This is a genomic window from Methylococcus sp. ANG, from assembly GCF_040730495.1.
Lineage (GTDB): Bacteria > Pseudomonadota > Gammaproteobacteria > Methylococcales > Methylococcaceae > Methylococcus.
Window position 1 is genome coordinate 2,112,974 of record NZ_CP160399.1, and the last position, 22,022, is coordinate 2,134,995.

Annotated in this window: 28 protein-coding genes and 1 tRNA gene; 7 read left to right on the plus strand and 22 right to left on the minus strand. The window is 62.0% G+C overall.

The window, feature by feature from the left end:
* Positions 1-108: 108 nt before the first annotated feature.
* The 4 genes from ABZN20_RS10175 to ABZN20_RS10190 all read right to left on the minus strand — a co-directional run bounded on the left by ABZN20_RS10175 (position 109) and on the right by ABZN20_RS10190 (position 2,704).
* The gene (locus ABZN20_RS10175; protein WP_367025172.1) at positions 109-312 is read right to left on the minus strand and encodes a helix-turn-helix transcriptional regulator; all 204 of its coding nucleotides are present in this window, start codon (positions 310-312) and stop codon (positions 109-111) included.
* Positions 313-524: 212 nt separating this feature from the next.
* Positions 525-1,241: a hypothetical protein gene (locus ABZN20_RS10180; RefSeq protein ID WP_367025173.1), complete on the minus strand. Its 717-nt coding sequence runs from the start codon at positions 1,239-1,241 to the stop codon at positions 525-527.
* Between the two features lie 3 nt (positions 1,242-1,244).
* On the minus strand, positions 1,245-2,456 hold the full coding sequence (locus tag ABZN20_RS10185) for a tyrosine-type recombinase/integrase (RefSeq protein ID WP_367025174.1): 1,212 nt from the start codon (positions 2,454-2,456) through the stop codon (positions 1,245-1,247).
* 161 nt (positions 2,457-2,617) lie between these two features.
* Positions 2,618-2,704 (minus strand) — tRNA-Leu (locus ABZN20_RS10190).
* Between the two features lie 86 nt (positions 2,705-2,790).
* On the opposite strand from ABZN20_RS10190, the gene queA reads away from it, so the two are divergent.
* From queA to ABZN20_RS10210, 4 genes are all read left to right on the plus strand, one after another.
* On the plus strand, positions 2,791-3,834 hold the full coding sequence (gene queA / locus ABZN20_RS10195; protein ID WP_218807743.1) for a tRNA preQ1(34) S-adenosylmethionine ribosyltransferase-isomerase QueA: 1,044 nt from the start codon (positions 2,791-2,793) through the stop codon (positions 3,832-3,834).
* A complete protein-coding gene (locus ABZN20_RS10200; RefSeq protein ID WP_218807744.1) occupies positions 3,831-4,274 on the plus strand; it encodes an HIT domain-containing protein in 444 nt (147 codons plus the stop codon). Before queA ends, ABZN20_RS10200 begins: the two co-directional genes overlap by 4 nt.
* Positions 4,271-4,537 carry a YkgJ family cysteine cluster protein gene (locus ABZN20_RS10205; protein ID WP_218807745.1) on the plus strand — a complete coding sequence of 89 codons (267 nt, stop codon included), beginning with the start codon at positions 4,271-4,273 and terminating at the stop codon, positions 4,535-4,537. Before ABZN20_RS10200 ends, ABZN20_RS10205 begins: the two co-directional genes overlap by 4 nt.
* Before the next feature lie 81 nt (positions 4,538-4,618).
* Positions 4,619-5,497 carry a L,D-transpeptidase gene (locus ABZN20_RS10210; protein ID WP_218807746.1) on the plus strand — a complete coding sequence of 293 codons (879 nt, stop codon included), beginning with the start codon at positions 4,619-4,621 and terminating at the stop codon, positions 5,495-5,497.
* Positions 5,498-5,548: 51 nt separating this feature from the next.
* Here the strand turns inward: ABZN20_RS10210 and secF are convergent, their stop codons facing one another.
* The 4 genes from secF to tgt form a co-directional block, all read right to left on the minus strand.
* The gene (gene secF, locus ABZN20_RS10215) at positions 5,549-6,478 is read right to left on the minus strand and encodes a protein translocase subunit SecF (RefSeq protein WP_218807747.1); all 930 of its coding nucleotides are present in this window, start codon (positions 6,476-6,478) and stop codon (positions 5,549-5,551) included.
* Positions 6,479-6,489: 11 nt separating this feature from the next.
* The gene (secD, locus tag ABZN20_RS10220; protein ID WP_218807748.1) at positions 6,490-8,340 is read right to left on the minus strand and encodes a protein translocase subunit SecD; all 1,851 of its coding nucleotides are present in this window, start codon (positions 8,338-8,340) and stop codon (positions 6,490-6,492) included.
* A gap of 63 nt (positions 8,341-8,403) precedes the next feature.
* Complete coding sequence (gene yajC / locus ABZN20_RS10225; protein WP_367025175.1) at positions 8,404-8,754, minus strand: preprotein translocase subunit YajC; 351 nt, start codon at positions 8,752-8,754, stop codon at positions 8,404-8,406.
* A 45-nt stretch (positions 8,755-8,799) separates the two neighbouring features.
* Positions 8,800-9,912: a tRNA guanosine(34) transglycosylase Tgt gene (gene tgt, locus ABZN20_RS10230; RefSeq protein WP_367025176.1), complete on the minus strand. Its 1,113-nt coding sequence runs from the start codon at positions 9,910-9,912 to the stop codon at positions 8,800-8,802.
* Between the two features lie 386 nt (positions 9,913-10,298).
* Between tgt and ABZN20_RS10235 the strand changes: the two genes are divergently transcribed.
* The 3 genes from ABZN20_RS10235 to ABZN20_RS10245 all read left to right on the plus strand — a co-directional run bounded on the left by ABZN20_RS10235 (position 10,299) and on the right by ABZN20_RS10245 (position 13,148).
* Positions 10,299-10,586: a hypothetical protein gene (locus ABZN20_RS10235; RefSeq protein ID WP_367025177.1), complete on the plus strand. Its 288-nt coding sequence runs from the start codon at positions 10,299-10,301 to the stop codon at positions 10,584-10,586.
* Positions 10,587-10,958: 372 nt separating this feature from the next.
* A complete protein-coding gene (locus ABZN20_RS10240) occupies positions 10,959-12,350 on the plus strand; it encodes an IS1380 family transposase (protein WP_367025178.1) in 1,392 nt (463 codons plus the stop codon).
* Between the two features lie 285 nt (positions 12,351-12,635).
* A complete protein-coding gene (locus ABZN20_RS10245; RefSeq protein WP_367025179.1) occupies positions 12,636-13,148 on the plus strand; it encodes a hypothetical protein in 513 nt (170 codons plus the stop codon).
* On the opposite strand, the gene ABZN20_RS10250 is transcribed toward ABZN20_RS10245, so the two are convergent.
* The 14 genes from ABZN20_RS10250 to ABZN20_RS10315 all read right to left on the minus strand — a co-directional run bounded on the left by ABZN20_RS10250 (position 13,097) and on the right by ABZN20_RS10315 (position 21,999).
* Positions 13,097-13,570: a hypothetical protein gene (locus ABZN20_RS10250; protein WP_367025180.1), complete on the minus strand. Its 474-nt coding sequence runs from the start codon at positions 13,568-13,570 to the stop codon at positions 13,097-13,099. The two genes, ABZN20_RS10245 and ABZN20_RS10250, sit on opposite strands and share 52 nt — an antisense overlap.
* 201 nt (positions 13,571-13,771) lie before the next feature.
* Positions 13,772-14,275 carry a hypothetical protein gene (locus tag ABZN20_RS10255; RefSeq protein WP_367025181.1) on the minus strand — a complete coding sequence of 168 codons (504 nt, stop codon included), beginning with the start codon at positions 14,273-14,275 and terminating at the stop codon, positions 13,772-13,774.
* A gap of 148 nt (positions 14,276-14,423) precedes the next feature.
* A complete protein-coding gene (locus ABZN20_RS10260) occupies positions 14,424-14,570 on the minus strand; it encodes a hypothetical protein (protein WP_367025182.1) in 147 nt (48 codons plus the stop codon).
* Between the two features lie 784 nt (positions 14,571-15,354).
* Positions 15,355-15,906, minus strand: coding sequence for a hypothetical protein (locus tag ABZN20_RS10265; protein WP_367025183.1), 552 nt, complete (start codon positions 15,904-15,906; stop codon positions 15,355-15,357).
* Complete coding sequence (locus ABZN20_RS10270) at positions 15,903-16,442, minus strand: hypothetical protein (protein ID WP_367025184.1); 540 nt, start codon at positions 16,440-16,442, stop codon at positions 15,903-15,905. The genes ABZN20_RS10265 and ABZN20_RS10270 overlap by 4 nt, the downstream gene beginning before the upstream one ends.
* Before the next feature lie 656 nt (positions 16,443-17,098).
* Entirely contained in the window at positions 17,099-17,518 is a 420-nt protein-coding gene (locus ABZN20_RS10275) for a single-stranded DNA-binding protein (RefSeq protein ID WP_367025185.1), read from the minus strand.
* The gene (locus tag ABZN20_RS10280; RefSeq protein WP_367025186.1) at positions 17,515-17,922 is read right to left on the minus strand and encodes a hypothetical protein; all 408 of its coding nucleotides are present in this window, start codon (positions 17,920-17,922) and stop codon (positions 17,515-17,517) included. Before ABZN20_RS10280 ends, ABZN20_RS10275 begins: the two co-directional genes overlap by 4 nt.
* Positions 17,923-17,926: 4 nt before the next feature.
* A complete protein-coding gene (locus ABZN20_RS10285) occupies positions 17,927-18,826 on the minus strand; it encodes a hypothetical protein (RefSeq protein WP_367025187.1) in 900 nt (299 codons plus the stop codon).
* The gene (locus tag ABZN20_RS10290; RefSeq protein ID WP_367025188.1) at positions 18,819-19,844 is read right to left on the minus strand and encodes an AAA family ATPase; all 1,026 of its coding nucleotides are present in this window, start codon (positions 19,842-19,844) and stop codon (positions 18,819-18,821) included. The genes ABZN20_RS10285 and ABZN20_RS10290 overlap by 8 nt, the downstream gene beginning before the upstream one ends.
* On the minus strand, positions 19,841-20,263 hold the full coding sequence (locus ABZN20_RS10295) for a hypothetical protein (protein WP_367025189.1): 423 nt from the start codon (positions 20,261-20,263) through the stop codon (positions 19,841-19,843). The genes ABZN20_RS10290 and ABZN20_RS10295 overlap by 4 nt, the downstream gene beginning before the upstream one ends.
* A gap of 144 nt (positions 20,264-20,407) precedes the next feature.
* Positions 20,408-20,650: a hypothetical protein gene (locus ABZN20_RS10300; protein WP_367025190.1), complete on the minus strand. Its 243-nt coding sequence runs from the start codon at positions 20,648-20,650 to the stop codon at positions 20,408-20,410.
* A 91-nt stretch (positions 20,651-20,741) separates the two neighbouring features.
* The gene (locus ABZN20_RS10305; RefSeq protein ID WP_367025191.1) at positions 20,742-21,203 is read right to left on the minus strand and encodes a hypothetical protein; all 462 of its coding nucleotides are present in this window, start codon (positions 21,201-21,203) and stop codon (positions 20,742-20,744) included.
* Positions 21,196-21,447 (minus strand): hypothetical protein, encoded by a 252-nt coding sequence (locus tag ABZN20_RS10310; protein WP_367025192.1) that lies wholly within the window; start codon positions 21,445-21,447, stop codon positions 21,196-21,198. The genes ABZN20_RS10305 and ABZN20_RS10310 overlap by 8 nt, the downstream gene beginning before the upstream one ends.
* A gap of 303 nt (positions 21,448-21,750) precedes the next feature.
* Complete coding sequence (locus ABZN20_RS10315) at positions 21,751-21,999, minus strand: helix-turn-helix transcriptional regulator (RefSeq protein ID WP_367025193.1); 249 nt, start codon at positions 21,997-21,999, stop codon at positions 21,751-21,753.
* Positions 22,000-22,022: the final 23 nt, after the last annotated feature.

Consider the following 22,022-nt stretch of genomic DNA (forward strand, 5'->3'; position numbering starts at 1 on the left):
AACCGCTTCTATCGGGGCGGGTGCCGCTATGTGGGAGGTTCTTAGGCTCCGTGCTGCAAACGATAGCAGCATCGTGCTCGATGTCAAGCAGGTGGTCGTGGAAGGCGATCATCTCCGCCCCTCCTTAACCCGATCAGCAATCCAGGCCTGTACCGCTGATTCCGGCCAGGCCACTGCCCTTGCGCTCAATTTGATCGGCCGAGGGAACCGGCCCTCGCGGACCATCTCGTGCAGCAGCGTTGCCCCCATCCCGGTCATGTCAAGGACCGCGGGCTTGCGCAGGAGTCGTTCAGATGTCTGTGTGATCGCCATGCTTACTCCAAGGGTCGAGGAGCCCCGGGGAAGTCCGGGACATGGCGCTATGATGCGGAGCGGTCTGCTGCCCGAATAGGTGGGTAGGTTCAATAAACCTACCCCCCGGAAAGGGGGTAAGGGGTGGGTAGGTTCCCCAGTAACGGGTGGGTAGGTTCCCTACACCTACGCCGTGAAATCCAGCACTGGCGCGGGCTCAGGGGGTGGGTAGGTTATCCGCCAGGGGTCTTCGGTGCGCCGCCGCCTGGTGCCCAGTTCGCGACCTTGGCGACCTCCTCGATGGCCGTATTGACCGGATTTCCGTCTTCATCGGTCATGCCAAAATCAGCAGCATGCTCCCTCAGCCACTTCTCCAACGCTCTCTTGGGAGTCTTCCCCCCGGTATCGGTCACAGCCTGCCAGGCTTTGACGGCGGCGGCCAGCTTGGGGGCGTAGCGCGGATTCTGCGGGTCGAGATAGCCGGGAGATTCTGCATCCTGAGCCTCTGGGAAGAAAAACCCGCTCATAAATCCCCTTCTCCTCAGCCATGAAACCAAATCGTCACGGCTTACTGTGGTTTTATCCCATGCCGGTTCAATCGTGAATATTACCCCTGAGAATTGAATTGGCTCTCCTTTTTCATCCAGTTCAGCCCTAACTCCCTCCCCATCGTCTGGCCATTCGTCCCATCCTTGACTATGGGCGTTCCTGCGGATTGTCGCTTTTAGCATCCCTGAATTGATCGCATTCACCACGGCAGCAAACGCGGTTATTGCATCCGAAATGCCGGTACTATCGGTTAATCCTGTTTCGATGTCGCGGAAGTGCGCACTTCCGTCAGTATTAAAACAAACCGATCCAGGGTCGAAGCCGGCAATAAGTGCAGCCGCCTGCTCTACCGTCAGCGTATCGGCGAGATTCCATAACTGATTTATTTTCTTGAATTCCATGATTCACCCATTACGCCGTATCGGTATAACCTTCGCGCCATTCTTGAATCCGTCGATAATGTCCGCCCAATCCTGCATCAGCTTCCGCCGCTCCGGGAGATACTGAGCCCGGTTATAGGCGGCTCGAATCTTGTCGCGTGGTGCATGGGCAAGCTGGCGCTCGATGGCGTCGTGGTTGTATCCCAGCTCGTTCAGGATCGTTGAAGCGGTCGCCCGGAAACCGTGCCCGGTTGCCCTGCCGTGGTATCCCATGCGGTACAGGGCGAACAGAACGGTGTTCTCGCTCATGGGCTGGTGGGGCTTGTTGGCGCCAGGGAACACCAGCGGATACGCTCCGTTGATGACGTGAAGCTGGTGGAGTACATCTACCGCCTGGCGGCTCAAAGGAACGATATGCTCGTCTCGCATCTTCATCCGCTCGGCGGGAATGCGCCACTCGGACAGGTCGAAGTCAAATTCCTGCCAGGCCGCGCCGCGAAGCTCGCCCGGCCGCACAAACGTGAGCATCAAGAGTTGGATGGCAAGCCGGGTCTGCACGTGCCCGTCATAGTTCGCCAGGCGGTCAAGGAACTCGGGCATTTCCGATGCCTTCAGCGCCGCGCGATGGGTGACTTTGACCGGGGTGAGCGATCCGCGAAGATCGGCGGCGGGGTTGTAGGTGCAGCGGCCGGTGACGATGGCGTACTTGAACACGGCGCCGCATCGTTGGAGCACTCGCCCTGCCGTCTCGTGGGCGCCGCGGGCCTCGATCTTGCGCAACGCCTTCAGCAAGTCTTGCGCGGTGATCTCGTTGACTGGGAACTCGCCCAGCTCCGGGAAGATGTCGGCGGCCAATGAGGTAACAACGCGGTCGTGATGGTCCGGCGTCCAGCGGTTCGCCTGCCTGCCTGCCCACTCCTTGGCGATGTTCTCGAACGAGTTCTCCCTGGCGATCCGTTCCTTCAGCTTGCTCACCCGCCGCTGCCGGCTGGGGTCGATGCCTTGGCTTACCGCCTTACGGGCTTCGTCTCGCTTCTCGCGGGCTTCCTTCAGGGTGGTCTCGGGATAGGTGCCTAGGGATAGGGTCTTGCGCTTGCCATCGTGACGGTAATCGAGCCGCCACCACTTACCGCCATTGGCGGTAACAATGAGGTACAGCCCCTTTTCGTCGGAAAGCTTGTAAGCCTTGTCGCCGTTGGGTTTTGCGTTGCGGACGGCTGCGTCGGTAAGTGCCATGACGGTAACTCCCCTAGAGGGCCTAGTTACCGTCGATTCTACTGCCAGAAGTTACCGGCTTCTAGCGGATTTCTGCGCACGTTAGCGGACGACGCTAGGCATGAAAAAGCCCGCGTGGCGCGGGCTTCGTGGACTTTAGCGGACTTCTGCGAACGAATCGGTGGTGCCGGGAGTCGGAATCGAACCGACACAGTGTTTCCACTACCAGATTTTGAGTCTGGCGCGTCTACCAGTTTCGCCATCCCGGCAATCAGGGCCGATAAGTATAAGGAACTTCCCGGGTCAGCGCCAGCCCCACCGTTTGGCTCCCCTCGAATTCTGTTAACATGAAGCGATGTTGAAAAGCGAGTTCCATTACGATCTGCCTGAAACACTGATCGCCCAGTCGCCGCTGCCGGAACGTTCCGGCAGCCGCCTGCTCTGCCTCGACGGCGCGACCGGCACTCTGGAAGACAAGGTCTTCCGCGACTTCGAGAGGCTCCTACGCCCCGGAGACCTTCTCGTATTCAACGACACCCGCGTGCTTCCCGCACGCCTTTTCGGCCGCAAAGAAACCGGCGGTGCCGTGGAGATATTGCTGGAACGGCTCCTCGGCGAGCGGCTCGTGCTCGCACATGTGCGAGCCAGTAAGTCGCCGAAGCCCGGCACTTGGATTTTCCTGGAAGCAGGCCACCGGGCGATGGTGCTCGGACGCGACGGCGATCTGTTCCGTCTCGAGCTGGCCGGCAATGAACCGCTCCAAACCGTGCTCGAGCGAATCGGCCATATGCCGCTACCACCCTATATCACCCGCCCCGATACCTCCGCCGACCTCGAACGCTACCAGACGGTGTATGCGGCGAAGCCGGGAGCGGTGGCCGCTCCGACGGCAGGCCTGCATTTCGATGCGGACCTGCTGGAACGGCTCGGCGAGGCCGGCGTGGACACGGCTCGGGTGACTCTCCATGTCGGAGCCGGCACCTTTCAGCCCGTGCGCGCCGAGAATCTCGAGGATCACCGCATGCACGCCGAGTATTGCGAAGTGGGGCCCGACGTGGTCGAAGCCGTAAGGCGCGCCCGCAGCCGGGGCGGACGGGTGATCGCGGTCGGTACCACCTCGATGCGCAGCCTGGAGACGGCGGCCAGCGGCGGCGAGCTGCGGCCCTTTGCCGGCGACACCCGCCTGTTCATCAGGCCAGGATTCCGTTTCAACTGTGTCGACGCGCTCGTCACCAACTTTCACCTCCCGGAGTCGACCTTGCTCGTCCTGGTCTGTGCCTTCGCGGGCTATCGTGAAACGCTCGCCGCCTACCGCCATGCGGTCAGTCAGGCCTACCGCTTTTTCAGCTACGGCGACGCGATGTTCATAAGCCCGAAAGAGCCCGGGGCCGGCCGATGACGACAGAATTCGCCCCGAATTTCGTTCTGCACGAACGTCTTGCGCAGGATTGCCTTCCGCTCGGCCGGTTCCCTCTCTGCCGGCTGCTGCTGATGAATGACAGCAGTTATCCTTGGTTCATCCTGGTGCCGGAGCGCGCCGGCATCCGCGAGGTCCACCAGCTCGCCGAGCCGGACCGCGTCCGTCTCTGGGAAGAATCGGCCGAACTGTCCACCCTGCTGGCCGACATCTACCGGCCGGACAAGCTCAACGTCGCGGCGATCGGCAACCTAGTGCCACAGTTGCACATTCACCACATCGTGCGATATCGGGACGACCGCGCCTGGCCCGGCGTCGTATGGGGCCGTTTCGATCCGGTGCCCTACGCCGATCCCTTCGATGGCAGACTGCGGGAGCTGCTGGGGCGGCTGCCCCGGTTCGAGGCGAATCCGCTTCCGTGAACTGCCGGCCGGGCTGCGGCGCCTGCTGCATCGCCATCTCGATTTCCAGTCCGATACCGGGTATGCCCCAGGGCAAACCCGCCGGGACTCCCTGCATCCAGCTCCGCGACAACATGGAATGCTCCATCTTCGGAAGACCGGAGCGTCCCGACTGTTGTTCCGGGCTCCGGCCTTCCGCCGAAATGTGCGGAGACGACCGCTTGTATGCCATGGCTTCGCTGGCATGGCTCGAGCGGGCCACTCTGCCGGCCTGCGAGGACTGATCCCGCCAGATGCCTTGAGCAACGCTCCCCCGCATGGGCTAACATAGCCCCCAGGAAGTTCCCCTTGCCAGGGAGCAAATCATGAGAATGAGGCCGTTCGTTCCAGGCATCCTCCGTGCCGGGGCTCTGGTCCTGCTAGCTTGGGCGGGATTGGCCACGCCGCCGGAAGCCCGGTCCGATGCCTGGGAAGGCTATGGCCGTAGCGTGCCCAAGCCCCGCTATGAACAGGACGAAGGAGCGAATTTCCAGTATAGATTCGGCGTGCGCGAGGCCTTCACGCCCTACCGCGACCCGGACAGGAGCGAGGCGGAGTCGCTGCCCGATCCCCTGCTCGATCCCTCCTTCAGCAGCTACCGGCTGATCGTCATCGTCAACAAAGTCGACGACGCGTTCTGGGGCAGAGGCCAGACCTTACGGGTCTACCGGCGGGGAGAAGGGCTCCTCTATTACTGGCTGATATCCACCGGCGTCCCCGGCTTCGAAACGCCTTCCGGTTATTTCATCCCCCAGGGCTTTTCGTACCGGCATTGGTCGGGCCCTTACGATGCGCCGATGCTCTGGTCGGTGTTCTTCAATGGCGGTATTTCCCTCCATTCCTCGCTGGACCGCGATGCGCTGGACAAGTTGGGGCGGGCCGCGGACTCGCACGGCTGCGTTCATGTGGAGGACCATCGCGCCGAGGAGCTGTACCACCTGATCGGCCGGAGCGGCTACGGCTTGATCGACCAGATCGACCGCAAGACCGGCCGCCCTGTTCTGGTGGGAAAGGCGCGGAAGAAGATCAGCGGTTACCGGACGCTCATCATCGTCGCGCCGACCGCCCGTTTTTCACGAGCCGGCGAAATCTCCGAATCCAGCCAGTCCGAGGAACCCACAAAACCCGCCGGCGCCGGGCGACCGACCGGACCCGACGAGAGGGACACGCCCGAGCCGCCGGCAAACTATCTCGACCTCTTCTGAAAACAAAGAGGCCGCGCAAGGCGGCCTCCGGGAACGGGACACGGCTCCGACTCAGGGGCGGTTGTCGACCAACCCTTCCTTCTCGGGCAGCAGCAGATCGGCCCGGCTCACACCCAGCGCCAGCACGACGGGGCAGGCGACCAGTACCGAGGAATAGATGCCGAACACGATGCCGATGGTCAACGCCAAGGCGAAGTTGTGCAGGGCGTCGCCGCCGAAGAAGAACATCGCCAGTACCATCAGCTGGGTCATGGAGTGGGTGATGATGGTGCGGGACATGGTCGCGGTGATGGCATTGTCGATGACCTCCGTCACCGCCGCCTTGCGCATCTTGCGGAAGTTCTCGCGCACCCGGTCGAACACGACCACGGACTCATTCACCGAGTAGCCCAGGATCGCCAGCACGCCGGCCAGCACGCTGAGCGTGAACTCCCACTCGAAGAAGGCGAACATCCCGAGGATGATGACGATGTCGTGCATATTGGCGATCATCGCCGCGACGGCGAACCGCCAGGCGAAACGCATCGCCAGATAGGCCATGATGCCGGCGGCCACCAGCATGAGGGCCAGTCCACCGCTTTCATACATTTCCTTGCCGACCTGGGGGCCGACGAACTCGACGCGCTTGAGTTCGGCCGTCCCGTCCTGGGCCTTGAGCGCCGAGAATATCTGATCGCTCTGCTTGGCGCCGGTATCCTCCCGCAGCGGCAGGCGAATCAGCACGTCGCGGGAAGTGCCGAAATTCTGCACGGCGGATTCGGCGATCCGCTGCTCCTCCAGCGTCTTGCGTATCGCTTCGAGGTCGGCGGCTTGGGCATAGCGGACCTCCATCAGGATGCCGCCGGTGAAGTCGATGCCCAGATTGAGGCCTTTGAACCCCAAAGCCAGGACGGCGAGGATGAAGGTCACCAGGGAAATGGTCGTCGTGAGCCTCCCGTAGCGCATGAACGGGATGTCACGCTTGATCTTGAAGAATTCCATGGGTGCGATCCTCAGACTGCGATCTTGACCAGCTTGCGCCGCCGGCCATAGGTGAAGTTGACCAGCGCCCTGGACACCAGAACGGCGCTGAACATGGAGGTCAGGATGCCGATGCACAGCACCAGCGCGAAGCCGCGTACGGGACCTGCGCCCAGCAGGAACAGGGCGACGCCGGCGACGAAGGTGGTGACGTTGGAGTCCAGAATCGTGGCGAAAGCGCGCTCATAGCCGGCATGGATGGCGGCATGCGGCGTGCTTCCCGCCCGCAGTTCCTCGCGGATGCGTTCGTTGATGAGCACGTTGGCGTCGATGGCCATGCCCACGGTCAGAGCGATACCGGCCAAACCCGGCAAGGTCAGGGTCGCCTGCAGCAAGGACAGCACGGCGACCAGCAGAAGGACGTTGGTACCCAGCGCCAGGATGGAGAACAGGCCGAATACCCGGTAATAAAGGATCATGAATGCCGCGATGGCGATGAACCCGTAGCCGTTGGACTTGACGCCGCGGTCGATGTTTTCCTTGCCCATGCTGGGGCCGACGGTGCGCTCCTCGACGATGTCCACCGGCGCGGCCAGGGCCCCCGCCCGCAGCAGCAGGGCCAGGTTCCGCGCCTCCTCGGTGCTGTCCAGGCCGGTGATCTGGAAACGCTTGCTGAAGCGGTCGCGGATGGTGGCGATGTTGATGACTTCCTCGACCTTTTTCTTGGTCGTCACCTTCTGGCCATTGACCTCCTTGGTCTCGGACTTGTTTTCGATGTATACCACCGCCATGGCGCGGCCGACGTTTTCGCGGGTAGTGTCGCCCATCTTCTTGGCGCCCACGCTGTTGAGCGTGACATACACCGCCGGCTGGCCGCCCTGCTGGTCGATGCCGGAAGCCGCGTCGACGACCTGGTCGCCGGTGACGATGATCTTGCGCTCCAGCAGGACCGGACGGTTCTGGCGGTCGCGGTAGAGGTGCGAGCCCAGAGGCGCTTTCTCGCCCTCGGCCGGCACCGGATGTTCGTTGTCGACGAGGCGGAACTCCAGGGTCGCGGTGGCGCCGAGGATTTCCTTGGCCCGCGCGGTGTCCTGGACGCCGGGCAACTGGACCACGATGCGATCCTCGCCCTGCTGCTGGATCACGGGCTCCGCCACACCGAGTTCGTTGACGCGGTTGCGCAGCGTCGTGGTGTTCTGAGCCACGGCGAAGCGCTTGATTTCGCGCCGTTCGACTTCGGACAAGCGCCCTTCGAGCAGGTTTTCGCTGTCCTTCACATCGATCTGGAGGCCCCGCAGCTCGCGCCTCAGCAGCACCTGCGCCTGCGACAGGGTGTCGGAATCCGGCAGGCGGACCTGGATCACGCCGTTCTGTTTTTCCACCGATCGGTAGCGGATCTTGTTTTCACGCAGCAGGCTGCGGGCATCCTCCGCGTAGCGGTCTTCCGCCTGCTTGACCGCGGCGTCCATGTCGACCTGCAGCAGGAAATGCACGCCACCCCGCAGGTCGAGGCCCAGATACATGGGCTTGGCGCCGAACGCGCGCAGCCAGGACGGCGTCGACGGCGCCAGGTTCAAAGCCACGGTGTAGGCCTCCCCCAGTTTCTCGTTCAGCACGTCGGATGCCTTGAGCTGCGAATCGGTATCGCTGAACCGGATCAGCATCCGCTTGTCGGCCATCTCCACGGTCTTGGCCTTGAGGCCGGCTGCATCCAGCAGGCCCTGCACCTGGACCTTGAGGCCGTCGTCGACCTTCGCCGCACGAACCGCCGACAATTGGACGGATGGGTCTTCACCGAAGAAATTGGGCAGCGCGTAAATGATCCCGAGGATCAACACGGCTGCGACCATCAGGTTTTTCCATAAGGGAAAACGGTTTCGCATGCTCGGAACCTATTTGGAAACGGGAGTATCCGGCGGATTGGCACACCCGCCGGAGAGGCGGGTTTACTTGGATTCGGGTTTGCGCCTGGCCGCCTTGTAAGTACCCTTGGGCATCAGCGAGGCCACGGCGTTGCGCTGTACGCAGATCTGGACGTTTTCGGCCACTTCCAGCGTCACGAAGTTGTCGTCGACCTCGACCACCCGGCCCAGCACTCCGCCCGTCGTGACTACCTCGACTCCCTTGACGAGCAACTGCAGCAGCTTCTTGTGTTCCCTCTGGCGGCGGTTCTGCGGCAACACGAACAGCAGGAAGAACACGGCGAGAACGGCCATGGGCAGGATCAAGCCCGCGGCGCCGGGTTCCTGCGCCGCTGGAGCGGCCTCCGCCAAGGCGTCGGCAATAAAGAAACTCATGGTCAACCTCTAGTTCTTATTTGACGAATTCAAAGTTGCGCATTATCACACAAATGCGTTACCCGTGGAGCGGAGGGCATGGAATCGCTCGACGAACCGCTCGAGGGTTCCTTCCTCGATGGCGGCCCGCAGACCTGCCATCAGCTCCTGGTAATAGAACAGGTTGTGGATGGTGTTCAGGCGCGCCCCGAGAATCTCGCCGCAACGGTCGAGATGGCGCAGATAGGCACGGGAATAGTGACGGCAGGTGTAGCAGCCGCACTCCTCGTCGATCGGCCGCAGATCGTCCCGGTACTGGGCGTTGCGGATACGGACCGCCCCGAAGCGGGTGAACAGATGGCCGTTGCGGGCGTTGCGGGTCGGCAGCACGCAGTCGAACATGTCGATGCCGCGCGTCACCGCGTCGACGATGTCTTCCGGCGTGCCCACTCCCATCAGATAGCGGGGGCGAATGGCGGGCATCAACGGCATCAGCGCCTCCAGCACCCTGTGCCGGTCCTCCTTGGGCTCCCCCACCGAAAGGCCGCCGATCGCGTAGCCGTCGAAGCCGATCTCCCGCAGACCGGCGATCGAACGGGCCCGCAGGTCTTCGTACATGCCGCCCTGGACGATGCCGAACAACGCGGATGGATTGTCCGCATGCGCCGTCCTGCTGCGCTCGGCCCACCGCAGGGACAGTTCCATCGAGGCGCGCGCTTCGCCATATTCCGCCGGGTATGGCGTACATTCGTCGAAGATCATCACGATGTCCGAACCCAGCGCGCGTTGAACCGCCATGGACTCTTCCGGCCCCATGAACACCGGGCTGCCGTCGATGGGCGAGCGAAACTGCACGCCCTGCTCGCTGATCTTGCGCATCGCACCCAGGCTGAACACCTGGAAGCCGCCGGAGTCGGTCAGGATCGGCCCGTCCCAGTGCATGAATCCGTGCAGGTCGCCGTGTAGACGGACGACGTCGACGCCCGGGCGCAGCATCAGATGGAAAGTGTTGCCGAGGATGATCTCCGCGCCGCTGTCGCGCAGTTCTTCCGGCGTCATGGCCTTGACCGTGCCGTAGGTGCCCACCGGCATGAAGGCCGGCGTCTGCACGCGGCCGCGCGGAAACGAAAGCTCGCCCCGGCGAGCCGGACCGTCGCAGCATTTGACAGCGAATTCCATGGGTTCTAAGGCCAGAATGACAAAAAGCCGGCCTGAACGTAAACACGTCAAGGCCGGCTTTAGAGATCTTCAAATTGGTGCGATGGTCTCAATCACATCGGAATCACAAGACGGTGATTCACAATGCCTTATTGCCTCGTCATTTTTTAGGTTACACCCAAAGTTACACACAGACTTGGCTTGCTACCCAACTCAGCCGGTAGAAGCTGGGCACGCGCACGACCATCGCAGCCGCCTATTCAAGGGCGCGCATTTTGATCCATCCATGCGGAAAAGTCACGGACGCCTCCTCCACCACCACCACCTTCGTGAGTTCGTAGAGGGTGCCCCAGGAGTTGGGTAAAACCGACACGTGTGTCGGATTCGAAAGCCTAGGGTCGCTGGCAATGCTCATCAATCGCTGCGCCGTCCGCTCCGAAAACGGCAGCCCCTCGCACATCTGCATGCGCTCGCCGGCGGTGATCGGTTATTTCCCGTTTCGGCAAAAACCACGTAGTCATGGTGCCCATGCGCGGGTGGTGCTGTACGAACTGCTGAACGTATCGTATCGCCTGTATCGTATCGCCGGCCGCCGTCCTGGTCTGGCCCCAGAATCGGGTGATCGGCGACTTGTTCATCCTTCGTTGCAGTGCGGACCTGAATCCGGACATTCCGGAGAATTCTCCGGAATGTGAGCTAGGCAAGGAATCCCGCGAGATAGCCGCCGAAAAGGTCGCCATCGCGCGGGCGCTGGAGGAGGAATTGAAGTCCACGGAGCGGCGCGGAAGGCCATCGAACGAAATTCGTCCCGACGGGGACGAATTGACGGGCCGCTCGGATGAGATAGCAGCCAAAAGAGCCGGCTTTGGCGGGAAAAGGTCATACCTTGACGCCAAGCGTGTCGTGGATAAGGGCGGCGGACGGACCTGAATCCGGACATTCCCGAGAATTCTCGGGAATGTCCTAGCCCGGATATTTCAAGAAAGTGGGCGAATCTCGCTTAACCAATTGATATAATTGGAGTTGCGCCAATAACGCTTCGTACGAAGCCTAAACGAGACCGCCCAATGAGTGATTCTATCCCGACCCAGCTCCGTTTTCCCACCGTCGCCGGCTTCACCGTCCGTGCCGACTTCGAAGGCGGCGCGGTGTCCAGCGACTTCGGCGCCCTCCTCCTGCAGGGCGTGGATCGGCAGACCGGATTGATCGCCCGTCTGGCCTCGGCCATTCAGGATCGCCGGCACCCTTCCTACATCGCCCACAGCTTGGCCGACCTCCTGCGTCAGCGCATCTTCCAGACCGCCTGCGGCTATGCCGACGGCAACGACGCCAACAGCCTGCGCCACGATCCCGTGTTCAAGCTGGCGGCCGAGCGGGCGCCGTTGGATGCCGACAACGCCCTGGCTTCCGGCCCCACCTTCTCGCGCTTGGAGAACGGAGTCTCCCGCAAGGACATCTACCGCCTGGCCCGCGCCTTCGTCGATGCCTTCATCGCCAGCTACACCACCCCGCCCGCGGTCATCGTCTTGGACATGGACCACTCCGAAGACCGCACCCACGGGCAGCAGGAACTGGCCTTCTACAATCACCACTACGGCAGCCACTGCTATCTGCCGCTGTTCTTGTTCGAGGGCCTCTCCGGCAAGTTCATCACCGCCGTGCTGCGGCCCGGCAAACGCCCCACCGGGCGCGAGAACGCCGCCATCCTCCAGCGGGTCGTGCGCCGCCTGCGCCAGGCCTGGCCGGATACCCACCTCGTCCTGCGCGGGGATGGCCATTTCGCCAACCCGGAGTTGATGGCCCTGTGCGAAGCCGATGCACGGATGGATTTCCTCTTCGGCCTGGCCGGCAACCAGGTGCTGACGCCCAAGGCCGAGCCGCTGCTTGCCAAGACGCGCGCCTTGCATGCGCAACGCTGTGATTTCGCTCGCCGCGCCGAACAGCCCGAGCCGGCGGCGACCCGTTTGTATGACGAGGTGGCCTACCAGGCCGGTTCCTGGCCCAAGGCCTATCGGGTGGTGCTCAAGGCCGAGGTCATGGGCCTGGGGGACAACCCGCGCTTCGTCGTGACCTCGCTCGCCGACCCGACGCCGGAGGCGCTGTACCGGGATCTGTACTGCGCACGCGGCCAGGACGAGAACTTCATCAAGGCGGTGAAGAACGATCTGGCCAGTGATCGCACCGCCGACCATGCCTTCCTCGCCAACCACCTGCGCCTGTTCTATGCCTGTGCCGCCTACAGCCTGATCCACAGCCTGCGGGAGCACACCCTGTGCCACACCGAACTGGCCAAGGCGCAGCCCATGACCCTCATCCTGAAGCTGTTCAAGCTGGCGGTGCGGGTGGTGCAGTACAAGGACCGGATCAAGTTGCACTTGCCGAGCGCCTGTCCGGTGAAGGCGCTGTTGCACCGGGTCACCGAGATACTCTATCTCGTCCGACCACCGGCCATGGCCTGAAGCGCGCCGTCACCCTCAACCGAGGAGGATCCGGCAGGACTCGGAGGGTTGATTGCGTCCAGTGTCTGGATTCCGGCCACCACCCCCGCGAAAAGAGGCAGGTCGAGGGGCTGCCCATGCCTCATGGGGGGCGTAGGTCAGTTCGGTGGACTGAAAAAATAGGCAGCTGGCCAAGCTATCGGGCGCAGGGGGCATTTTTATGAAACATCCGGGCTAGAAGTGTGAGAGTCGCCCACGCGCATGTGGGTGACGGCGGGTTTTTGGGAGCCTTCCCGAAAAGGTCACATGACGGATTCCAATTTCGGAAATCGCGCACTCTGCCTGCGCTCGCCAAAATCGGTGAGCTCAAATAAGGTCGCCATCGCTCGGGCGCTGGAGGAGGAGATGGGGAACCGGCAGGGACAGCGGACGGATTTGGAGCTTGTGGACAATTGTCCACAAGCTAAGCCTACCGAGAAGGTCGCCATCGCTCGGGCGATTGAGGAGGACGAAAAAAAAAATGCCAAGGAGCGGCAAGGGCGGCGGACGGACCTGAAGCCGGACATTCGCGAGAATTCTCGCGAAAGTTCTAGCGGAAGGTCTGACGTGATAGCAGCTAAGGCGGCGGGCTTCGGAAGCGAATGGACCTACCGTAAGGCCAAGCAAGTCGTCGACCACGGCGCGGAGGAGTTGGTCGAGGCGATGGACGCGGGTAGGCATGAAAAAGCCCGGACGGGGCCGGGCTGGTGTGATGCGGAAAGGATGATCTACGCCAGCAGTCCAACAATGCGATTCCACGCGCCAAGCCTGAATCCGTAATCACTCCGGCCGATCTCCTCGGCGACGTCATTGTAGGCCAGCCGCTTGAGCGAGTTGGACACTATAACCATGTCCTTCGTGCGTGCATCAAGAAGCGCCTGCTCCAGTTCTTCAGGTGATTTGCGCAGCCTTTCCGCCATGATGGCATCGTAGATTTTCGACGTCTCATGTGCCGCCGCAGCTTTTGCCGCCGGTGACAGAATGTACTCGATAGCCTGAAGTATGGCGAAGCAGATACCGAACGCCAGCGTCATCTCCTTGTTGGTTCCTATGATCGCCGCAAACGCTGCGGTTCCTGAAAGAAGCCCCGCCATGCGAGTCATAGTATCGACGGTGCGCCAGTAACACGCGCTCCGCTCCAATACACGGACGGCATAGCGCAATTCAAAGGTGATCTCATACATTGTCTTGGACATGGTCATTCCCCAATCTGTTTGGGCGTCGGAGGAGGTGGCGGCGGTGGTGGCTTGGGTGGAATCTGTCCCCTTGGAACTTGCTCCCTTGGAAATCTCCCATGACTGCGCACGCTAATCCTCGAATCGTATGACACGGTATGCAACGCAATGCTATCAGATGCGCCAGGCGGTAGGTAGTTCCGCTCGGCTTCGAGGGAGTCCAGCAGCTCAGGCATTGCTACCGGGCTTGGCGGGTTCGTCGTCGGGCTGCGACAGTTCGCGCAGGCATTCGTAGACCAACTTCCTCAACTCTCGCTCGATTTCCTGGACGGTGTCCATGCCAGCCACGGCTACCGCACCTCGGCCAGGCAGGTTCAGCAACTTGGCCCGGATATTCGCGGCCTGATTGCACCACTCCGCTGTCACAACGTCGGCCGGGATCAGGTTCTGGCGTTTGTCGGCTTCGGCCATGGCTGCAATGTTGGCCTGGTGGTGGGCTAGGCGAGCGCGTTCGTGCTCGAGGTTGTGCTCCCGGCCGTACTCGGCGGCGATCCGTGCCCGGAGCCACTCGCCGACCGCTCCGGGCGGGAACTTGCGGGTCACGGGGTCTTGCGGCGGCGGATCATCTTCGTGGAGCATCTGCCTCACCCGGCGGGCAGATACGCCGATGATGGCGCCCAGCTCAGCGGCGGTAAGGTGTTCTGGTGGTGGGTCGTCTTGCGGCTGGAGCATAGGAAATAGCCATCAGGCTTGAAAATGGCTGAAATCCAGTAATGGCGCGGGTTTGGGCGGTTAGGTAGGAAATCCATGGGAACTCTGCGACTAGCCAAACCTCGCGAGTTTGATCACCCGTCTGACATAGGACGCGGGGAAGGACCCGTCAAGGCAGGAAGCCAGCTCGTTGCCGGACGATGCCGTTCTGGGGCAGGTTCAGCAGCCGGCAGGCATAGGACACGCTGTAGCCGGCGTCGACCAGCTCCTTGAGCCTGGCGGACTCCTGCTCGGTGATGCGCCGTGGTATCAGCACGCGCTTGCCCTGGTGGGTCGCCCTGAACGACTAGAATATCCGCTCGGCCTGGTGGTGAAGCGCCGGGTGGCCGACCAGCAGGCCGAGTAGCTGGTGTTGCAGGTTGTCGAAGGGGCTGGTGTCGGTCATGTGATGGCCTCCAACATGAGGCAGTAGAACACAAGGAGGATAACCGCGAAGATCATGCAGTCTGCGACTCGGGACAGTGTTTCGTTACTCATGCCCGGCAGCAAACCCAGTCCGGGGCGGGGTACGGCTCGCTCTTGCCCATGTGGAGGCGCACGCCAGATGCTGAGCACGGCGTGAACGTCTGCCCGCCCAGCGCCCTAATCAAGCCGTCCGGATGTATTTTGCTTCCTGCCGGTGGTTTGAGCACTCCCGGTGGCAAGCCTGGTGCAGCGGTGGCGGGCGGGGGAACAGCGGGTGCAGGGGGCGGAGCTGGCTGTCTGGGCTTAGGGCTGGCGGTGGCTGCGGTGGGCGATGGCGTGCCGGCAAGGACGTGTTCTGCCTCGACCGCGATCAGGCGGTCCAAGCTCTCAGATGGGAAGCCTTCGAGGTCGATGCCGGCGTCCGCCAGTCGTCCGACGACCCGCATGGCCGCAAGGCCGTTGGCTCGTTGGACTTCGGTGGAGTACGGTTGGTTTGGTCGGGTAGCGCTCATGGGTCTGTGTTCTCCGGTAGGTGCCAGGCCGTTGTGTGAGTGCGCCGGGCCAGCGCACGGCATGGCTTTGCCCTGGTCCGGACCGCATCCGCGGCAGAGGTACTGTGCCCGGCCCGGATCAACTCATGCTGCTTCGTCACTGGTGCAGAGGGCGAGGACGCAAGCGGGGTCAACGTCGGCGCGGCGGAAGACCGCCAGACCGGCGCTCTCGGCTGCGCAGACAAGCCGCTCCTCCTGGCAGCCAAGCTCGAACAGTCGTTGCTCCAGCGCCTCAACGCGCTGTGCTCGGTTGTCGGACGAAATGCCGGTGTCGCCGATTTGCTCGTCGATTGAGTGATGCAGCGCTTTCTCCAGTGCGTCCGGGAGTACCGCGGCCAACAACGCCATGACCGCGTGCTCATTGCGGGATGGATGGCCGTCAACGTGGCGGGAAATCGCGTCAATGCCGTGGGATCTGCGGTCAGGGTTTGCAAAGGTTCTAGCCAGCCTCGGCAGGTCGAAGGACTGGGCCATATGCGCGACCGCTGCGGACGCGTTCCGCTTTGCCATATCGGCCGTAAGCGGCGCGTGTGCCAGGTCTTCCAGGTCGTCCTTGGTCCGCAGAATGTCGCCGCGAACGCGCTCGAGTTCGGCGGGCAGGTCGGTGTTCGTGGTGGATTTGATGGAGCGCTTCATGCTGCACCTCCGAAGATTGAGGTGGACGGACGGTCGGCTCCGCGAAGGAAGGCGCGAGGGCTGTCTTGGCGGACGCCATATTTTTCGGCGAAGTCGCGAAGGCTGGGCAACGGGGCGGCAAGTTTCTGCCAGTGGGATTGCTTGAGCTGGCGGTCGGCGTCTAGCCGGTCAGCCTCGGTTTGAAGGGATTCGATTGCGCGGAGGGCGCGGAGGGCGCCTTCTCCGTGCTCAAGTCTGCTGAAATCCTCATTCTTGGTCAGGCGGGCCTCGGACCAGCCAAGGTCTTCGACCAGGCGGGCGAAGATGGAATGCCCTGGCGAGTTGCGCCATTCGTGCAGCAAGATCATTTTTTTCTGGGATATTTGGGTTCGCTTATCTCTGAGGCGGCTTTCGACGCTGAGTAGCAGAGTTCGGGCATCTTCGGCGGCCGCCTCCAGGCGGTGAAGTTTGGCTAGGTCGATTTGCACGGGCAGCTCCTTGGGTTTGTGAGTGCAACCAGTTTGCCGGAAAGATTCAATCGGATGGATGGGGACCATTGAAAGCGCTCAGGACAGCGTGAACGCCGCTCGTGGTGGTCGGTGGGTCGCCGAACTCGAAGGCGCGGGCAAGTGCCCGTTCCAAGTCGTTTCGCGGTGGACGGTGCCGCTTCCGCGGGAAGGCTCTAATTTCTGAGGCCAGCAACTTCGACCTCGCCCATGTCGACTCGGCCGGAATCGTCGCCGCTGCCTGCCTGAGCGCATCGAGCTGGAGCCGGCGTCGAATGGCGTACCGCGGCCCTCTGCTGTGAGAGCGGGCCAGGCCGAGCGCGTCTACTAGGTCAGCGCCGGAAAGCCAAAACCTGAAGGCTCCCTGGAGCCATCGGATAGCGTCGTCGCTGGGGCGGCCTTCCAGAATTTCGGTGGTGAGGCGGATTGGATCGTTGGTCGACATGAAGAAGAAGCCTATAGGGGCCGGAAAATTAGCCAGAAACCGCGCGTTTGATCACCCGTGGCGCGCAAGGTGATTGGGAAGGACCCGCAGCACCCTCCGGCCTCTCGTGGTGCTCCGGCGCCACATCCGGCTGGTCGGCCGCGTGTTCGCATCCGCACCACAGGCAGCATCGCAAGTTCGGCCTGAGAGCGACCGATAAGGGGTAGCCGCAGTGTGGGCAGCTAGGGCGTGGGGGTCTGGTGTGGGTCGTCATGGGTGGTCCTCAAATCGGGCAGGGATCGTTGAAGAAGTCTTCGTCGGCCTGGTGCTGTCCGCTGGCCCCGTATAGGTCGCGCGGGTCGAACTCCCTGCCGCCCGTCCGGGCCTGCCGCGGTTTCCGCTCTCGGGGCTTCGGCTTCAGCGGCAAGATGCTGCTCGCGGTGATGTCCAGGCTAGGCCGAACCTCGCCGTTTTTCTCGTACGTCGAAATCTTCAGCCGGCCCTGAGCCGCGACCGCATCGCCGGCATGGCAGCGCATCAGCTCCTCGCATGCTGCGGTGTCGAAGCAGATGACAGAACACCAGACGCTCTGCCCATCCTGCTCGGTCCGGAGCTGTGCGGTGCAGAAGGGCTTGCCGCTGGCAGATGTCCGGGACTGGGGGTCTTTGTACAAGGTGCCGGAAATCAAGCAATGGATGCTCATGGCGCGGCCCTCATCAGTTTTGATCCGACGATGGGGCCGACGCATTCGCGCATCAGCTCCATGTCGTCATACCCTTGCGCAAGGAACTCGGCATGGCGACGCTTGATGGTTGCCTCGACTTCATCGGCCAGCGCGTTAGGGCAGTGAAGCCATGTTCCATAGACCGGACCGGTAGCCATAGAGCTGTTTCGCGGCAGGGATTTTCGATGCTTGTTGAAAAGCTCATGCATCAGCTTAGGAACATCTCGCATGTGCTCGGACAGCTTGGCCTCGGCGAACATTCCGATAGAGTACGCGCCCCAGAACAGACTACTGTTCTTGGTGTTGGTTTTACGCCTTAGCCACGGCCCCGGCTTATTTGTGTCCCAGAACCGCCCGCGGCGGGTGTTGGTGTATTTGGTCATGGTGCTACTCCTGTTCGGTGTCGGCCGTCTGGCCGTTGATGTCGGTGCTGCTGGTCGGCGCCCATGCTCGGCACATGCGTTCGTCGGTGTCCCAATGGGCTCCGGCCGCGGGGTAGTGGTGGTCGCCTTCGGGGTTGGCGCATGTGACCAGCGAGGGGTGTGTGGTGCGCTCCTGGTGTCTGCACGATGCGCATGTCCGTGGCTGGCCGAGTCGCCACCATCGCGCGCCCGGCATCGCGGCAATCTGCTCGGCGAAGGCGGCTTCGTCCCATCGGTGCGCTGGCATCCCCAGATCGAACACCTTGCGCCCGGTGCCGATGTTGGCCTCGATGCGGATGACGATGCTCGGCTCCAGGTCTTCGGCCCCGTCCTGGTCCTGGCTGGGCGCTTCGAGCCTGGCGGTCGCAAGCCACGCTGCCCGTTTTGCAGGGTCTTGGCAGTCCGCCCAAAGGCGTGACCAGTCCTCGGGCGTGTAGCCCCATCGCAAACCCATCGCCACCAGCAGGCCGCGTTCGGCGTCGGTCAGGTCGGCGAGCTGGTCGGGACCATTGGCTGGTGGATCGAGCCGCGCAACTTCGTCATATGGCTCCGCAACTCGCGCAACTTTTGCGGTGCTTTTTGGGGGTGGAAAGTTGCGCTGCTTTTCAGCATAAGTTGCGCTATGGTTGCGCGACTTGTTGCGCTCAAGAACGGCGCTAGCGAGGGCTTTAATGTCGCTGCAACCCTTATCATTCGGCTCATCTTCATGGAATTGCGCCACATCGGTTCCGGTATTTGTTGTATGCGGTTGCGCATTAGTTGCGACATGCGTTGCGCCGTGTTGAGCTGAAGTTGCGCAGTTGCGCTGCCTAGGGACCGCAACCACGCAACTTTTTTGGTTGCTGGCGTTAGGATGGTCAATCATCGGTGTCCTTCCTCGGCTTAACGACGATCGGTTTCGGCCCGCCCTTGGCGCGCGATTGCTCGATCAGTCCTTCGGCGACGGCTTTGGCGTAGTGACGGCAGACGTTGGACTTGTTGATGCCCAACTCCTCGGCGATGTCTCGCTGTGACATGCCCAGGTTCGCCAGCTCAACAACCTGGTCGAAGGTGCATTCGGCGGTCTCCCGGATTGTCCAGACGTTGCGTCCGCGCTCATCAGCCTGTAGCCATGCCTCGAAGGGCGTGGTGTCCTTGCCGGTCAGATGTCTGGCCTTATCGAAGTTGACTATGAACCTCGCCCCTTGGTCGGCGCTGTAATCCGCCGGCCGCTTCAGCCCGATTACAACGTCCAGGATGTCCTCGCGTTTTGATGTGCCCCGCTGATTACCATCCTTGCCGGCGTGGTGGACGAACACCACGCACTTCCCGCGACTGCGCAAGCTCATCGCCCACTCCGCGACTTGCAACCAGCTCTCGGCGTCGTTCTCCCTGGCCTTCCCTCGGCAGAGACATGACAGGTTGTCCACGATGATGATTTCGGCCTGGTCGCACTCCTCGCCCACAGCGGCCTGGCCTTCCCGTGTGGCAAGGTCCGGCATCCAGCCGCCGCAGAGGTCGATGGTCATGACTCGGAAGAAACCGGGCTCGGGTTCGCTGTCGGCGGATGCGGCGATGGTCGCCAGCCGGAGCTGGAGCGATTCGCCGGGCATTTCACCGTCGATCAGCAGCGTCTTGAAGGGTCTCGTGGCGTTCCACCCCAGAAAGCTTGAGCCGGTCGCTGCCGCGTAGGCGATACCCAGGCTCATGTGGGTTTTTCCGAGGCCGCGCCAGCCGTAGAGCATGTTTAGACTCCCGAGCGTAAGCACGGGAGACAGAACGTGCTCTCGCTCAGGGAACTGGTGCGCCAGCAGTTCGGACAGATCAACGGCGCGGTACTGCTTCAGCGGCGGCGAGGTGTCGCCAAGGTCGAGATATTCAACTTTCGGTGCTGCGGCACTCATGCCTGCGCCCTCCTCGCGTAAGAGGTCCAGCGCCCGACGATGTACGGACACCCGGACACCAGTAGGGCGCGGGCGATTTCGCGCTCATCGTCGCGGGTCAGCGTACCGTCGGTGTCAACGATCATCGCGTCTGCCCAGCCGGCCAAGCTGGGCCAGCGGTACAGCGTCGGGTTCGGATCGGGCAGCAAAATGCTGTAGTCGATTCCGGCCCGGCCCGGATGCTGGAACAGTTCCCAGCCTCGGCGGCCGACGACCACAACCAGACTGCGGTCCGCCCTCGGCCTGAGCTGGCGGGCAAATGGCGGCAATCGGGGTTGCGTGCCGTGGGTGGCCTGTGGATAATTTGTTCCGCCAGTTTTGTGAATCTTCAGAGCCGCGTTCGGGTGCCCGCCCTGCGCGGCTTTCGCTTGTTCAATCATTCAAAACTCCATCTGCAATGGAGCGCCCGTCCTCCCCGCCAGGCGCTCCGGTCAATGTGTCTTATCGTTCTTTCTTGCGTCGCCACTTCCGTTTCGGCTTGCGATTCTGCCTTGACGGTTTTTGCATCGGATCATCTGGTCTGCTCAAAACTCAGGCTCCCATTTTTCAACCAGCTTCACGGCTTCGGCATAAGCGCGTTGCTGCCGCTCCTCAGCGGTCATTTCTTCAACTGGCTTCGCCTCAGCTTCCAATTGCTCAAGCGAGTTGACCACCATGCGCCTGATAACCTCCTCCATCGGCAGATGGTATTCACGAGACAACGCTCGAACCTGTTCAGTCTCGGCCTTGTCGAGCCGGACGAATATGGATCGTGTGTTCTCGCTCATCGCGCCACCTCGGCCAATAAATCAGCAATGGCCTGAACAAGCCGATCAGCGCCAAGAGCGGCGAAAATCAGCAATAAGGATTCACTCGCGTTCATACCAGCCCCTCCAACTGCCCTGCATCGACCAGCTTGCCGCGGATACTGACCGATACCTCATCCACGGCTTGCCAAATTCTATTGGTCTGGTCCCGCAGTAACTCCGCCACGTCCGTGATAATCGCCTCATCGATTTTGCTTTCATTGGTGCAATCGACCGCAATAATCGCCGACAACGCCGAATACAGCAGCCGGCAATCCTTCATACAGGTTTCCAGCTTGTCGAGGTCGGCGCGGGTAATTGGCAGTGGCGTGGTATCTGGCGAGGCTACCGGCAGTCCGACAAAACGCTTCATATCGCCCAGCAGCCTTCCAAGCTCAAGTATCTTCGGGCGCAATACTGTCTTGGCCTGGTCGGTGCTCGTATCTTGACTGTCTGCAATCCCTAGTATTTCCGACGCACACGCATAGGCCTGGTCTGCGGCCAGGTGGAAAAGATCAGAGGTTATTTCAACCATTGCTGCGGCCCTCCGTGGCGGCGGCCAAGGTATTGGCTATTTCGTCCAGCTGGATGGCGATGTCGGCCAACATCTGCGCGATGCCGCCAATGCGATCTGGCGAATCGCTGCCTTCGCCGATTTTGTTTGCAGCGCAATACAGCATGGCGGATACGCCATCGACGGCGATCAGCAATCGAGCCAGTTTTTCGGTTGTGGGGCTTTCGTTGCCCTGAGTCGGGCTGTGTGCGGTATTACCGGCCATGATGGCCTCCTTCTAGTTTCTGAATTGACACCGATCGGGCGATAGGTGCCGGGAGGTTCAGAACCGCTAGAAGACGGCGGGCGGTATTACCCCGAAGGGCTATTTCCACCCCCTCCCGACTTGGAACTCGGGCAGGGATTGCCTGCGTGACAGGCATAAAAAATCCGCAAGGCTTTCGTGTGCGGGTGACGCTTCTAGGGAGTTTCTGACGCTCCGTAGCCCGAAGACTACCACTGTGGTCGGCGATGTCAACCCGGCAGATCATCGCCGCGCCGGCCTGGTGTCGAGGAACGGCGTGGGCGATCATGCTGCATCCCCTGCCTTGGCCCTCGCCTCGCACCAGTCAATGATGTCGGCAGCTCTCCATGCCCTCGTGCGGCCGGTGAGTGTCACTTGTTTCGGGAACTCGCCGCGCTGGATGAGGATGTAGATCATCGAGTCCGACAGGCCGACGACCTCCCGGACCTGCTTCATCCTCCACAGCTCAAAGCCGCGAACTGGATTTGACGTGTATTTCTGGCTTGTCAGTGCTGCCGATGCGTCGTTTGTCATACCTGGGCCTCCTTTGGCCTGCT

Excerpts from the sequence above, each read along its gene's own strand:
- ABZN20_RS10295 (WP_367025189.1), bottom strand. The coding sequence starts at position 20,263 with ATGATTGAACAAGCGAAAGCCGCGCAGGGCGGGCACCCGAACGCGGCT.
- ABZN20_RS10175 (WP_367025172.1), bottom strand. The coding sequence starts at position 312 with ATGGCGATCACACAGACATCTGAACGACTCCTGCGCAAGCCCGCGGTC.
- ABZN20_RS10180 (WP_367025173.1), bottom strand. The coding sequence starts at position 1,241 with ATGGAATTCAAGAAAATAAATCAGTTATGGAATCTCGCCGATACGCTG.
- ABZN20_RS10310 (WP_367025192.1), bottom strand. The coding sequence starts at position 21,447 with ATGGCCGGTAATACCGCACACAGCCCGACTCAGGGCAACGAAAGCCCC.
- ABZN20_RS10245 (WP_367025179.1), top strand. The coding sequence starts at position 12,636 with ATGACGGATTCCAATTTCGGAAATCGCGCACTCTGCCTGCGCTCGCCA.
- ABZN20_RS10265 (WP_367025183.1), bottom strand. The coding sequence starts at position 15,906 with ATGAAGCGCTCCATCAAATCCACCACGAACACCGACCTGCCCGCCGAA.
- ABZN20_RS10255 (WP_367025181.1), bottom strand. The coding sequence starts at position 14,275 with ATGCTCCAGCCGCAAGACGACCCACCACCAGAACACCTTACCGCCGCT.
- ABZN20_RS10290 (WP_367025188.1), bottom strand. The coding sequence starts at position 19,844 with ATGAGTGCCGCAGCACCGAAAGTTGAATATCTCGACCTTGGCGACACC.
- secD (WP_218807748.1), bottom strand. The coding sequence starts at position 8,340 with ATGCGAAACCGTTTTCCCTTATGGAAAAACCTGATGGTCGCAGCCGTG.
- ABZN20_RS10275 (WP_367025185.1), bottom strand. The coding sequence starts at position 17,518 with ATGAGCATCCATTGCTTGATTTCCGGCACCTTGTACAAAGACCCCCAG.
- yajC (WP_367025175.1), bottom strand. The coding sequence starts at position 8,754 with ATGAGTTTCTTTATTGCCGACGCCTTGGCGGAGGCCGCTCCAGCGGCG.
- ABZN20_RS10250 (WP_367025180.1), bottom strand. The coding sequence starts at position 13,570 with ATGACCATGTCCAAGACAATGTATGAGATCACCTTTGAATTGCGCTAT.
- ABZN20_RS10305 (WP_367025191.1), bottom strand. The coding sequence starts at position 21,203 with ATGGTTGAAATAACCTCTGATCTTTTCCACCTGGCCGCAGACCAGGCC.
- ABZN20_RS10315 (WP_367025193.1), bottom strand. The coding sequence starts at position 21,999 with ATGACAAACGACGCATCGGCAGCACTGACAAGCCAGAAATACACGTCA.
- ABZN20_RS10185 (WP_367025174.1), bottom strand. The coding sequence starts at position 2,456 with ATGGCACTTACCGACGCAGCCGTCCGCAACGCAAAACCCAACGGCGAC.
- queA (WP_218807743.1), top strand. The coding sequence starts at position 2,791 with ATGTTGAAAAGCGAGTTCCATTACGATCTGCCTGAAACACTGATCGCC.
- secF (WP_218807747.1), bottom strand. The coding sequence starts at position 6,478 with ATGGAATTCTTCAAGATCAAGCGTGACATCCCGTTCATGCGCTACGGG.
- ABZN20_RS10235 (WP_367025177.1), top strand. The coding sequence starts at position 10,299 with ATGCTCATCAATCGCTGCGCCGTCCGCTCCGAAAACGGCAGCCCCTCG.
- tgt (WP_367025176.1), bottom strand. The coding sequence starts at position 9,912 with ATGGAATTCGCTGTCAAATGCTGCGACGGTCCGGCTCGCCGGGGCGAG.
- ABZN20_RS10200 (WP_218807744.1), top strand. The coding sequence starts at position 3,831 with ATGACGACAGAATTCGCCCCGAATTTCGTTCTGCACGAACGTCTTGCG.
- ABZN20_RS10270 (WP_367025184.1), bottom strand. The coding sequence starts at position 16,442 with ATGGTCCCCATCCATCCGATTGAATCTTTCCGGCAAACTGGTTGCACT.
- ABZN20_RS10210 (WP_218807746.1), top strand. The coding sequence starts at position 4,619 with ATGAGAATGAGGCCGTTCGTTCCAGGCATCCTCCGTGCCGGGGCTCTG.
- ABZN20_RS10300 (WP_367025190.1), bottom strand. The coding sequence starts at position 20,650 with ATGAGCGAGAACACACGATCCATATTCGTCCGGCTCGACAAGGCCGAG.
- ABZN20_RS10285 (WP_367025187.1), bottom strand. The coding sequence starts at position 18,826 with ATGATTGACCATCCTAACGCCAGCAACCAAAAAAGTTGCGTGGTTGCG.
- ABZN20_RS10240 (WP_367025178.1), top strand. The coding sequence starts at position 10,959 with ATGAGTGATTCTATCCCGACCCAGCTCCGTTTTCCCACCGTCGCCGGC.
- ABZN20_RS10280 (WP_367025186.1), bottom strand. The coding sequence starts at position 17,922 with ATGACCAAATACACCAACACCCGCCGCGGGCGGTTCTGGGACACAAAT.